This window comes from Caballeronia sp. LZ065, assembly GCF_031450975.1.
GTDB lineage: Bacteria > Pseudomonadota > Gammaproteobacteria > Burkholderiales > Burkholderiaceae > Caballeronia.
On the sequence record NZ_JARUXV010000001.1, the window covers coordinates 1,975,062 to 1,987,634 of the forward strand.

Genomic DNA, 12,573 nt, shown 5'->3' on the forward strand with positions numbered 1-12,573 from the left:
CCGTTGCGCCCAGTTCCGGCGCCGCGATCTTCGCGAGCGAGCCGCCGAATTTGCCTACCGCCGTACGCGCGGCCGATACGATCACTACGTCAGTCATTTCAGTTTCCTTTGGCATCGATTGTTAATGCATTAGCCCGGGCATGATCCGCGTGCCCATGAGCGCTACGTCGCGCCGCTCAGGCATCGCGCTTCAGCACATAGCGGCCGGGCGCGGCCTCGATCACCGGGTACGCCTTCGAACCCTGCGCCGCCGACGGCTTGAGCTGCTCGCCCGCGTTGGCGGCGAGCCAGGCGGACCACGTCGGCCACCAGCTTCCGGGATGCTCCGCCGCGGCGTCGAACCAGGCGTCGGCGGACTCGGGCAGCGAACCGGTGTCGCCGTCGGCCATCCAGAAGCTGCGCTTGTTCTTCGACGGCGGATTGATCACGCCCGCAATATGCCCCGACGCGCCCAGCACGAAGGTCCGCGGACCGCTCAGGATGGGCGTCGAAGCATACGCGGACTTCCACGGCACGATGTGATCCTCGCGCGAGCCGTAGATGAACGTGGGCAACGCGAGCCGCGACAGATCGATCTTCTCGCCGCAGACCGTCAACGCGTTCGGTTCCTTCAACGCGTTTTCGAGATACGTGTTGCGCAGATACCAGACGCACATCGGCCCGGGCAGGTTGGTCGAGTCGCTGTTCCAGAACAGCAGGTCGAACGCCTGGGGCGTGCGTCCTTTGAGATAGTTATCGACGACGTAGTTCCACACCAGATCGTTCGGGCGCAGATACGAGAACGTGTTGGCGAACTCGACGCCGCGCATCAGCCCGGCCGGCGCGTCGTTCTTGCCGCCGATCGCCTGCTCGCGCATGCGCACGTGCGACTCGTCGACGAACACATCCAGCACGCCTGTGTCGGAGAAATCGAGCATCGAGGTGAGCAGCGTCATCGAGGCCGCCGGCTCTTTGCCACGAGCCGAGGCCACGGCAAGCGCGGTCGCGAGAATGGTCCCGCCGATGCAGAAGCCAAGCGTGTTGATCTGCTCCGCGCCGGTGATCGCCTGCACGACGCCAATGGTTTCGAGCACGCCCTGTTCGACATAGTCGTCCCAGGTCTTGTGCGCGATCGACTGATCGGCGTTGCGCCACGACAGGATGAACACCTGATGCCCTTCGTCGAGCGCATAGCGCACGAGCGAGCTTTCGGGCGAGAGATCGAGGATGTAGAACTTGTTGATGCACGGCGGCACGATCAGCAACGGCCGCGCGTAGACCTTCGGTGCGCGCGGCTTGTACTGGATCAGTTGCACGAGTTCGTTCTCGTACACGACCGAACCTTCCGTCGACGCGATGTTCTTGCCGACCGCGAAACCCGATTCGTCCGACTGCGAGATCTTGCCGCGCTGCATGTCGGCCAGCAGGTTCATCATGCCTTGACGCAGGCTTTCGCCCTTGCTTTCGATGAGCATCTTCTGCGCGTCCGGATTCAGCGCGAAATAGTTGCTCGGCGATGCTGCCGCTGCCCATTGCTGCACGGTGAAACGAATTCGCTCGCGGGTCTTCGGGTCGCTCTGCACGGCATCCGCGAGTTCCTGCAGATAGCGCGCGTTGAGCAGGTACCACGCGGCGGTGAACGCATACGCGGGCGTGGTCTGCCAGGAGGTATCCGTGAAGCGGCGGTCCTTCAGCGCACTCGGATCGATGTGCTGTTCGCTTGCCTGCCGAAGCAGTTCGGATGCATCGCGCGAATAGTTGCTTTGCAACTGCTGGAGACGCTCGGGCGGAATCGCCGCGGTGGGGATCTTCGGCAGCGTCGGCAAACCCTGCATTGCGGCGCCGAAGCCCGGCATGCTGCTCGCCAGTTTGGCGAACTCGGCCATGCCGTTCATGTTCGTGAAGTCGGGCATCTGCGGCATCGCGCCCGGCGCCGGAAATGCGCCCTGGAACGCAGCCGGAAAAGCTTGCGGGAAGCCCCCGGGAAATGCATTGGGGAAGGCATTGGCGAAGGCGCCGAATGCCGCGAACGGCGAGCTTGCGGCAGCGCCGCCCGCCCCGGCCGCATCAGGTGCGGCATTCGTCTGCTGAGTCAGCTTCGCCCATTGCGCGGGATCGGCGACGCTGCGCCAGGCGTTCAGCCATTGATCGAACGCTTGCTGTACGCCAGTCGTCTCGGCCGATGCCTGGGCCGAAGTGCTGTCGGCGGTACGGGAGCGGGAAGATGAGGAAGATGTTTTGGAAGCCATACCCGCCATTGACCTGTGAGTCTCGCAAGACTGGATTGCTGATGCAGGCATCGCCGGGCTTTCCTCGACCAGCGCGCAAGTGTTGATGCGCCCTATGCGCGCCGCAAGAAACCGCCTTGCTACGCCGTGCCCGATTGATTGAATTCCGGGAACATTCTTGCTCCAGGCTATCGGGCATGTCAATGCTTCGTCCCGATTTTGCCGCAGTGCGATAAATTTTTAATTATCGTTTTCCCCCATCCGAAATATTGTATTCACAAGGGGTTTCGTCACGCCGGGGAAACGATCAGCTGGCATGCTCGGACACGAGTCCATCGGGCTCGACGCGACTCAGTCGGCCAGCCAGATCATCGCCGCCATGCGCCCCGTCACCCGATCCCGCCGATATGAGTAGAAGCGCGTCTGCTCCGTCACCGTGCAATGCGTGCCGCCGTCGATGCGCCCGTCATCGACGCCCAGTTCCGCGAGCCGCAGCCGCGCCAGTGCATAGATGTCCGCGAAGTACTTGGCGGGCGTACCGCCCGCGGGCCGGAAGGCGGCCGTGGTGGCGTCGCGGCGAGCCGCCGGCGCCGCGCTGGCGAACGCATCGAGGACGTCCTCGCCCACTTCGAACGCCGACGGTCCGATCGCCGGCCCGAGCGTCGCATTCAGCCGCGCAGGCGAGACGCCCGCGAGCGTCGCCACGCGCTCGGCCGTCCGTTCGATGACGCCGCCCGCCAGCCCGCGCCAGCCCGCATGCGCTGCGCCGACCGCGCGGCCCGCGTCGTCGCAGAACAGCACCGGCAGGCAGTCCGCCGTCATCACGACGCACACGACGCCCGCGCGATCCGTCACGCTCGCATCCGCGCGCGAGCGTTCGCCGAACACGAGGCGGTTGACCACCGCATGCGCGTCCTCGACCTGCGCTCCGTGGACCTGTTCGAGCCATGCAGCGTGCCGCGATGGCGTCAGCGCCAGCGCGCGGCGCCGGTTCTCCGCGACGGCCTCGGGCGCGTCGCCCGTCGAGAAGCCGAGGTTGAGGCCGCCTTCGCCCGCGCCGTCGTCAAACGGCGCGGCGCTCACCCCGCCCGCGCGCGTCGTGACGAACGCGCGCACGCGCGGCGACACCTTCCATTGCGGCCACAAACAGGCGCCGTGATCCAGTGCGGCATCGTGATGCTTCATGCTTCGTCATCCTCGTCATCGTCCCAGTCTTCGTCGTCCTCGCCGATCACATAGACCTGCGCGAGCTCCGGATCCTCGTCGTATTCGATTTCCTCGTCCTCACCGAAGCCGAGCGCGGCGGAGAGCGCCTCCATGTCCTCGGGGATCTCGGCGCGCCAGTGCACCGGCTTGCCGGTCGCCGGATGAATCAGGCCGAGCCGCCACGCATGCAGCGCCTGACGGGCGAAGCCGTCCGGCAGCGGGGTGACGGAACGCTTGCCGCGCACGTGCCCGTACAGCGGATCGCCCAGCAGCGGATGACCCGCAGCCGCGCAATGCACGCGGATCTGATGCGTGCGGCCAGTTTCGAGATCGCAATGGATCGCGCTCACCGGCTGGTTGTGCCACACGGTTCGCTGGACGGTCTTGAAGTGCGTGCGCGCCGGCTTGCCCGAGGCGCTCTGCACGACCGCCATGCGCTTGCGTTCGCGCGGATCGCGGCCGATGGGCGCGTCGATCGTGCCTTCGTCGCGCATGTTGCCCCACACGAAGGCAACGTAACGGCGCTTCACCGTGCGCGCCTGCAACTGGCGCACGAGATCGGTCTGCGCTTCCAGGGTACGCGCGACCACCATCAGTCCCGAGGTTTCCTTGTCCAGCCGATGCACGATGCCCGCGCGCGGCAAGCCGGCCGCCGCCGCGCCATAGCGATGCAGCAGACCGTTCAGCAGCGTGCCGCTCCAGTTGCCCGCGGCCGGATGCACGACCATGCCGGCGGGCTTGTTGATGACCACGAGCGACTCGTCCTCGTAGACGACCTCCAGCGGCACCGGTTCGGGCGTGAACGCGAGCTGTTCGGGCAGCAGGTCCGGCACGAGCGTGATGGTGGCGCCAAGCGGCACCGGCTGGCGCACTTTCGCACCGGCGCCGTCGACCTGCACGCGCCCCTCTTCGATCCACCCCTGCAGCCGGCTGCGCGAGAACTCCGGAAAGAGTTTCGCGAGCACCTTGTCGAGCCGGTCGCCGGCGAGTGCGTCGGGCACCTGGGCGACGCGCGGCGGTTCTTCTCCCGCGCCCCGCTGCGCCAATGGCGCCTCGGCCGCGCTCGCGCCTGTCACGCCTGTCGCGCGGGGTGCGTCAGGGTTTGCATCGGACGGCGCTGCGTCGTCGCCGGTGGCGCTTGGGCTATAATCTTTGAGTCGGTCTTTGGTACGACGGGTACTTGAGCGGGTCATTTGAAAGAGATTCGGCAGGACTTGCCGTAGAAAACCGCGCTTTAAAAACGCGCGTTAGGAACCACGCGAAAGCCGCGAGACATTGCGCGAGCGGCGGCGCCGGACACACAGCTGGACACAGCAGGAATCAGCCAGGAACACCAAGCACTGATGCGAGCCTTCAACACCATTCATCATTCGATGCGTCAAACGATCAAGTATCTTGCGCTGGCCGCCAGCGTCGCGATCGTCGCAGCCTGTCACGGCTTGCCGGAGAAGACCGACGAAACCGCGCTGTGGAACAACAACAAATTATATACGGAGGCTCAGGACGCGCTCTCCGGCAGCGACTGGGGCAAGTGCGCGAAGTACTTCGAGGCGCTCGAAGGCCGTGATCCGTTCGGCCACTTCGCGCAGCAGGCGCAGATCAACGTCGCGTACTGCAACTGGAAGGACGGCGAAACCGCCAACGCCGACCAGGCCATCGACCGCTTCATCAAGCTGCACCCGGATCATCCCGATATTTCCTATGCCTACTACCTGAAGGGCATGATCCACTTCAACGACGACCTGGGCCTGTTCGGCCGCTTCTCGGGTCAGGACATGAGCGAGCGCGACCCGAAGTCGCTGCGCGAGTCCTATGACGCGTTCAAGGTGGTCGTCGACAAATATCCGCAAAGCAAGTACGCGCCGGACGCCGCGCAACGCATGCGCTACATCGTCAATGCGCTGGCGTCGCACGAGGTGCATGCGGCGGACTATTACTATCGGCGCGGCGCGTATGTCGCGGCCATCAACCGCGCGCAGCTTGCCATTCGCGAGTACAAGAATGCGCCGGCCACCGAAGATGCGCTGCACATCATGATGCTGTCGTACGGCAAGCTCGATCAGCCGCAACTCGCTGACGACACCAAGCGCGTGCTCGCCGCCACCTTCCCGGACAGCCCCTATGTGACCGGCAAGCGTCGCCCGGGAACGGACGAGAAGCCGTGGTATCAGATCTGGTAAGCGCCGCTGAAAGCGAAGCGATCAGCAACACTCGCGAGCACCCGGGAGAGGTTCCCGTTTGCCGCGAGGCATCGCATTGTTTCATGCGCGCGTGATCATCCGTCGCTGACGGTACGTAGCGACTGTCGGATCGCAGCTACGTCACGAAATTCCACATGAGCCTGCCGCTGGGCGACCGGGTCCAGACGTCATATCGCTTGACGAAATCGGTGTAGCGCTCAGGGCTGGTTTTCGCCAGCCGACTCGAAGTCCCAGGGCGCACCATTTTCTCGCGCGAGGATCTCCTGATAAGCTCCGTTCTTCGACGGAATCTGTACGTGATCATCTCATTCATCGCGTAACGGGACGCTTCGATCGACGACGTCCAAGCGGGAATACGCCCAGTCGAAAAGGTTCCCAGCTTGAAGAGCAAGTCGTCCAAGGTTTCCAGCAGACCGAGGGAGGACTTCTGGGCCTGCATCACGATGCGACCCATCTCTCCGGGATCCTTGACGCTTGCCGCTATTTTTTGAAGGAGTTGCGTGTGATCGAGCGGGCCTTGCTGCGAGGTGATTTTCGCGACCCGCTCATCGAACGAAATTGCCCGGACTTGAATTGCCGGATCTCCACCTCTATGGCGAGCAACTGACAGCAATACAGGTCAGCGTCATCCAGCTGGATCACTTCCCGTACCAGGCGCTCCAGCAGGCATGCCGCGTACTTGCGGATCAGTTCGTTAAACGCCAGCGATTGCAGGCCCGCTTCATTCGAGGCTTGCAGAGACCTGAAGTCTTCGACTAACGCCTCGATGGCGCGAAACTCGTGCGTTTTCCTCGAGAATGCGAACGCTTGCCGATGAAATAGCGTTACATGAAAGAAGCATCGGAAGCTCGGCCGCTATTCGGCGAGTTCCGTCTTCCACTTCGCCGCATCGCTGAAGAACTCACGCACCACGTCCAGCTCCCGCGTGCGCTTGAAAGGCGGCAGGCTTTGCCAGATGCGCCGGCCGTACGGTTTCTCGACGAGACGCGTGTCGCAGATCATCAGCACGCCGCGGTCCGTCTCCGCGCGAATCAACCGCCCCGCGCCCTGCTTGAGCGTGATGACCGCCTGCGGCAGCTGATGCACCGCGAACGGACTCAAACCCTTCTTCGATAGCGCATCCAGACGGGCCGCGAGCACGGGATCATCGGGCGGCGCGAACGGCAGCTTGTCGATGACCACCAGCGACAGCGCATCGCCCCGCACGTCCACGCCTTCCCAGAAGCTCTGGCTGCCTACCAGGATGGCATTGCCGTACGCGCGGAAGCGGTCGAGCAACTCGGTCCGGCTGGCATCGCCCTGCACAAGCAGCGGATTGTCCCAGCCCCGGCGCTCGATCACCTCACGCAGCCGCGTGGCGATGCGGTCGACCGCGCGCAGCGTCGTACACAGCACGAACGCGCCCCCGCCCGCCGCCTCGATCACCGGCAGCGCGGCGTCGAACACGGCATCGGTGAACTGCGGCGAGGACGGTTGCGGCAGATTGCGCGGCACGTACAACAGCCCTTGCGACGGATAGTCGAACGGGCTTGGCAGGGTCATCGAGCGGCGCGAGTTGAGGCCCATCTGCGCTGCGTAATGCGTGAAGTCGCCGCGCACCGACAGCGTGGCCGACGTGAAGATCCACGCGCGCGGCACGCCCGCGCGCTGCTTGGCGAAGATCGGCGCGACCGACAACGGCGTCTCGTGCAACTGCACCGTGTGCGAGAACACTTCGATCCAGCGCACCATCTCGTTCGGCTCTTCCTTCGCAGCTTCGGCGGCGGTCTGTTCGTCCGCGACGACCGCGCGTTCGAGCGACGTCGGCGGCGTGGTCCAGCCGGCCAGCAGGTCCTGCAACTCGCGCGCGCGGCGCACCAGCGCCTGAAGCGATTCGGCGCGCTCCGCGTGCGACGACAACGCCGCCGCCAGCGCCGCGAGATGCGTCTCGAGCGTGTCGAGCGCTTCGAAGAGCGGATGGCCGTCGGGCAACTGACCCAGCGACAGGCGCACCGAATCTTCCTTGAACACCAGCCGCAGATCGCGCGTGGCGCGTTCGAGCGCGGCGCCGAGCTTGGTCCAGTCGGTGGCATCGCGTGCATGCGAAAGACCTTCGGCGACCGTATCGCGGGCCAGCTCCAGCAACTGCGTGGTTGACAGCGTGTCGCCGAAAAACAGCGTGGCCGTTTCCGGCAACTGATGCGCCTCGTCGAAGATGATCGTGTTGGCCATCGGCAAGAGTTCGGCCATGCCGGTGTCGCGCAGCATCACGTCCGCGAAGAACAGATGGTGATTCACCACGACGATGTCCGCCTGCTGCGCTTCCTTGCGCGCCTGCATGACGAAGCATTCCTTGTAGTGCGGACAGTCCTGGCCGAGACAGTTGTCGCGCGTGGAGGTGACCATCGGCCAGACCGGCGAATTCTCCGGCACGCTCGCGAGTTCGGCCTTGTCGCCGGTGCGCGTGATTTTCGCGAAGCGCACGATCTCCTGCAGATGCGATGTGTCCTGGCGCGTCGGCAGACGGCCGTTGTCGGCCGTGCGTTCGAGATAGTAATGGCACAGGTAGTTCGCGCGGCCCTTCAGCATCGCCACCGATACCGGCACCGCCAGCGCATCGCGCACGGTGGGGATGTCGCGCTGGAACAGCTGATCCTGCAAATGCTTCGTGCCGGTCGAGACGATCACCTTGCCGCCCCACAGCATGGCCGGCACGAGATACGCATAGGTCTTGCCCGTGCCCGTCCCGGCCTCGACGATCAGCGTGTTCTCGCCGCCGTCGATGGCCGTCTTCGCCGTGGCGATGCCAAGGTCTTCCACCGGCGGCGCGGCAGGATCATGCGGCTTGTCCGACGGTCCGAGCTTGCGCGCGGGGCGGCGCTGCGCCTCGAACATCGCGGGTTCGGGCATCGCGCGGCCGGAGGCCTCCATGGCGGACGCAACCGAGCGCGCCATTTCGATCTGCGAGGCGCGCGGCCGATAACCGTCGATGGCGCGCGCCAGCAATCCCTGCGCTGCGAAGATGGCGTCGAGTTCGGCGGCGCGCTTGTCGGTGAGCGCGTGCGGCGCGGGGACGTCGTCGCGAGAGGGTGTGGGTGCGTTCAAGGCGTGCTCAATCCTGCAGGGGTACCGGCGGCGGATGCGGGAGGCGCCGCCGCCGGCATGCATGTGCATGCGCCGCCGGCGGCGCGCGGCGTCAGTGCGCGTCCGGGTCCAGCTGCAATTGCAGCAGGAGTATGGTGTCTTTCACCTTGAGCTTGCGCTTCTTCAAGCGTCTCAACTCGAGGTCTTCGATGCCCGACATCTTGTCGATCAGGATGTCCAGGCTGTGATGCTCTTCCTGCAACTGCGCGATGCGATCGCGCAGCAATGCGGCATCCGTGGTGGGTTGTCGGGGTGCGTTCAAGCGCTGCTGCATGCTCGCCTCCTTTCATCCGCTCGTTCATCCGCTTTTTCATCCACTACGTGCGTGCCCGGAGCGCGGACACGAACGCAAACGCGCTACTTGCCAGGCTGTTGCTGTTGCCCTTGTTGCTGTTGCTGCTGGCGCTGCTGTTCTTCGGCGGCCTGCTGCGCCTTCTCCTGCTGCTTCCTCGCGGCTTCCTTCTGACGCGCCTCGACTTCGGCGCGATGCTGCGCGGCTTCCTGCTGCTTCTGCTCGTATCGCTGCGCCTTCAGATCCCGGTCCTGCGCGTCCTGCACGCCGCGTGCGCGCGCATCGTCAAGTTGCTTCTGGTAGTCTGCCTGCTTGCGATCGTACGCCGCCTGGTTGGCCGCGCGCTGCGGCGCCTCGGCCTGGCGCTGGGCCGCAGCCAGCGCGTTCTGGCGCTGCTTCTCGTCGAACGACTGCTGGCTCGTTCGTTCATTGGCCGCGCGCTGCGGCGCTTGTGCGTCGTATTGCGCCTGCTTGATCGCCGTCTGCTGGTCGCGCTGACGGGCGCGATCGGCGCGCTGTTCGTCGTCGAGCGCGAGCTGGTCCTGACGGATTTGCTGGCGCGCCTCGCGCATTTCGTTGCGCGCGTTGTCGAGACAATGGTTGACGAAGAAATTGCTGTAGCAGTCGTGCCGCTTCACGCCATAGCGATAGTCGTTGGCCTCGGTCCGCTTGTTCAACGCCTGCTGCCGTTGCGTGAACTGGGCCCTGAGCGCGGCGTCGGGATCTTGTGTGACACCGGAGGATGCGTCGTCGAGCGGACGGGTGCTGACCGCGCTGTCGGCAGAGATGGGCTTCGGAGTCTGCGCATCTGCATGATTCGGCACGAAGGCGGCGAACAGCGCGGCTGCGGCGAAAAACTTGACGAACTTGACCGACGCAACGCGTGCGCATTCAACTGCGCCGGCGTGGCCTGCAGCCGGGCCAGGACGGGCGGCGCGGAAAAAGCGGAATGTGGGCAAAGGAATGAACGGCAACGTGATCAGGAATCAGGTGCAAAGCGGCTTGGGCGATGCCCAAATTCTATCACCGCACGCCGGAGGGCTCCGCCATTTATGGCAAAATGCCCCGCTCCAGCAACCCGGTCCGAACCGGCTCGTCACGCGGTCACGCGCCCGCCGCGCCTCGCTCACAGCGGGCCCGTGCGTGCGGCGCGATGCCTGCCGGCGAGCCTGAGAACAGCGCAGACACATGACGGAAACCGTAGCACTCAAGATCGTACAGCGCATCGCCTCCGAACTCGCCGTGCAGCCGCGCCAGGTCGCCGCTGCCGTGCAGCTTCTCGACGAAGGCTCGACTGTCCCGTTCATCGCCCGGTATCGCAAGGAAGTCACCGGCAATCTCGACGATACGCACCTGCGCACGCTCGAAGAACGCCTGATCTACCTGCGCGAACTCGAAGAGCGCCGCGCCACGATCCTGTCGAGCATCGACGAGCAAGGCAAGCTCAGCGACGAACTGCGCGGCGCCATCGAAGGCGCGGACAGCAAGCAGGTGCTCGAAGATCTTTACCTGCCCTACAAGCCCAAGCGCCGCACGCGCGCGCAGATTGCCCGCGAAGCCGGTCTCGAACCGCTCGCGCAGGCCCTGCTCGCCGACCCGACGCTCGACCCGCAAGCCGAAGCCGCGAAGTTCGTCGATGCGGAAAAAGGCGTCGCCGACACGAAGGCCGCGCTCGACGGCGCACGCGACATCCTGTCGGAACAGTTCGGCGAGACGGCCGGGGTGCTCGGCAAGCTGCGCGACCATCTGTTCAGCCAGGGGCTCGTGATGTCGAGCGTGGTCGATGGCAAGCAGAATGAGGAAGGCGAGAAGTTCCGCGACTACTACGACTACAGCGAGACGGTCCGCACCGTGCCGTCGCACCGCGCGCTCGCGCTGTTTCGCGGCCGCAATGCGGGCGTGCTGAGCGTCAAGCTCGGCCTCGGCGAAGAGCTCGACGCGCAGGTTCCGCATCCTTGCGAGGCGATGATCGCGCAGCAGGTTGGTATTGCCAACCGTGGCCGCGCCGCCGACAAATGGCTCTCCGACGTCTGCCGCTGGTGCTGGCGCGTGAAGGTGCAGCCGCACATTGAAACCGAGCTGCTCACGCAACTGCGCGAGCAGGCCGAGCACGAAGCCATCCGCGTGTTCGCGCGCAACCTGAAGGATCTCTTGCTGGCCGCGCCCGCCGGCCCGAAGGCCGTGATCGGTCTCGATCCGGGCCTGCGCACCGGCGTGAAGGTGGCGGTCGTGGATCGCACCGGCAAGCTGCTCGCAACCGACACCATCTATCCGCACGAGCCGCGCCGCGACTGGGACGGCTCGCTCGCGAAGCTCGCCCGCATCGCGCAGGCGACGCAGGCCGAACTGGTGTCGATCGGCAACGGCACGGCCTCACGCGAAACCGACAAGCTCGCGAGCGAACTGATCGCGAAGCATCCGGAATTCAAGTTGCAGAAGATCGTGGTGTCGGAAGCGGGCGCGTCGGTGTATTCGGCGTCGGAACTCGCGGCGAAGGAATTCCCGGAACTCGACGTCTCGTTGCGCGGCGCCGTGTCCATCGCGCGCCGTCTGCAGGATCCGCTCGCGGAACTCGTCAAGATCGAGCCGAAAGCGATCGGCGTCGGCCAGTATCAGCATGACGTCAATCAGCGTGAACTCGCCCGCTCGCTCGATGCCGTCGTTGAAGACTGCGTGAACGCTGTCGGCGTGGATGCGAACACGGCCTCCATCGCCCTGCTCGCCCGCGTGTCGGGACTCAATGCGACGCTCGCGCGCAATATCGTCGAGTTTCGCGACGCCAACGGACCGTTCCCTTCGCGCGAGCATCTGAAGAAGGTGCCGCGCCTCGGCGACAAGACCTTCGAACAGGCCGCGGGCTTCCTGCGCATCAACAACGGCGAGAACCCGCTGGACCGGTCGTCGGTGCACCCGGAAGCGTATCCGGTCGTCGAACGCATGCTCGCGAAGATCAAGAAGCAACTGGGCGACGTGCTCGGCAAGCGCGAGGCCTTGACGGGCTTGTCGCCGGCGGAGTTCGTCGACGAGCGCTTCGGCCTGCCCACCGTGCGCGACATTCTCGCGGAACTCGAGAAGCCCGGCCGCGATCCGCGCCCCGAGTTCAAGACGGCGACCTTCAAGGAAGGCGTCGAGAAAATCTCCGATCTCGTGCCGGGCATGATCCTCGAAGGCGTCGTGACGAACGTGGCGGCGTTCGGCGCGTTCGTCGATATCGGCGTGCATCAGGATGGCCTCGTGCACGTATCGTCGATGTCCACCAAGTTCATCAAGGACCCACACGAAGTCGTGAAGGCCGGTCAGGTGGTCAAGGTGAAGGTGCTGGAGACGGATGTGAAGCGCCAGCGCATTGCACTGACCATGCGTCTCGACGACGACTTCGCGTCCGCATCGGCCGGCGGCGGCGCCAACGCGCAGTCGCGCGGCGGACAGGATCGTCAGGACCGACGTTCGGGTCAGCGTCCGCAACAGCGTCGCGAGCCGGAAGCGTCGGGCGCCATGGCCGCGGCGTTCGCGAAGCTGAAGCGCTGAAGTCTGCGGCGCCAAA

Annotated in this window: 9 protein-coding genes; 2 read left to right on the forward strand and 7 right to left on the reverse strand. The window is 65.2% G+C overall.

Going from position 1 to position 12,573, the window contains the following annotated elements:
- Window positions 1–176: 176 nt before the first annotated feature.
- From phaC to QCE63_RS09095, 3 genes are all read right to left on the reverse strand, one after another.
- The gene (gene phaC, locus QCE63_RS09085; protein WP_309832410.1) at window positions 177–2,228 is read right to left on the reverse strand and encodes a class I poly(R)-hydroxyalkanoic acid synthase; all 2,052 of its coding nucleotides are present in this window, start codon (window positions 2,226–2,228) and stop codon (window positions 177–179) included.
- Window positions 2,229–2,558: 330 nt separating this feature from the next.
- A complete protein-coding gene (gene pgeF, locus QCE63_RS09090; RefSeq protein WP_309832411.1) occupies window positions 2,559–3,392 on the reverse strand; it encodes a peptidoglycan editing factor PgeF in 834 nt (277 codons plus the stop codon).
- Complete coding sequence (locus QCE63_RS09095; protein ID WP_309832412.1) at window positions 3,389–4,606, reverse strand: RluA family pseudouridine synthase; 1,218 nt, start codon at window positions 4,604–4,606, stop codon at window positions 3,389–3,391. The genes pgeF and QCE63_RS09095 overlap by 4 nt, the downstream gene beginning before the upstream one ends.
- 150 nt (window positions 4,607–4,756) lie before the next feature.
- Between QCE63_RS09095 and QCE63_RS09100 the strand changes: the two genes are divergently transcribed.
- A complete protein-coding gene (locus QCE63_RS09100) occupies window positions 4,757–5,593 on the forward strand; it encodes an outer membrane protein assembly factor BamD (RefSeq protein WP_309832413.1) in 837 nt (278 codons plus the stop codon).
- Window positions 5,594–5,729: 136 nt separating this feature from the next.
- Here QCE63_RS09100 and QCE63_RS09105 read toward each other — a convergent pair whose 3' ends face one another.
- From QCE63_RS09105 to QCE63_RS09120, 4 genes are all read right to left on the reverse strand, one after another.
- Window positions 5,730–6,227, reverse strand: coding sequence for a hypothetical protein (locus QCE63_RS09105; RefSeq protein WP_309832414.1), 498 nt, complete (start codon window positions 6,225–6,227; stop codon window positions 5,730–5,732).
- A 242-nt stretch (window positions 6,228–6,469) separates the two neighbouring features.
- A complete protein-coding gene (locus QCE63_RS09110; protein WP_309833746.1) occupies window positions 6,470–8,761 on the reverse strand; it encodes an ATP-dependent DNA helicase in 2,292 nt (763 codons plus the stop codon).
- A gap of 28 nt (window positions 8,762–8,789) precedes the next feature.
- Window positions 8,790–9,011, reverse strand: a complete 222-nt coding sequence (locus QCE63_RS09115; protein WP_309832415.1) for a DUF465 domain-containing protein — start codon at window positions 9,009–9,011, stop codon at window positions 8,790–8,792.
- A gap of 83 nt (window positions 9,012–9,094) precedes the next feature.
- Window positions 9,095–9,853, reverse strand: a complete 759-nt coding sequence (locus tag QCE63_RS09120; RefSeq protein ID WP_309832416.1) for a colicin transporter — start codon at window positions 9,851–9,853, stop codon at window positions 9,095–9,097.
- Window positions 9,854–10,217: 364 nt separating this feature from the next.
- Between QCE63_RS09120 and QCE63_RS09125 the strand changes: the two genes are divergently transcribed.
- On the forward strand, window positions 10,218–12,557 hold the full coding sequence (locus QCE63_RS09125) for a Tex family protein (RefSeq protein ID WP_309832417.1): 2,340 nt from the start codon (window positions 10,218–10,220) through the stop codon (window positions 12,555–12,557).
- Window positions 12,558–12,573 lie beyond the last annotated feature (16 nt).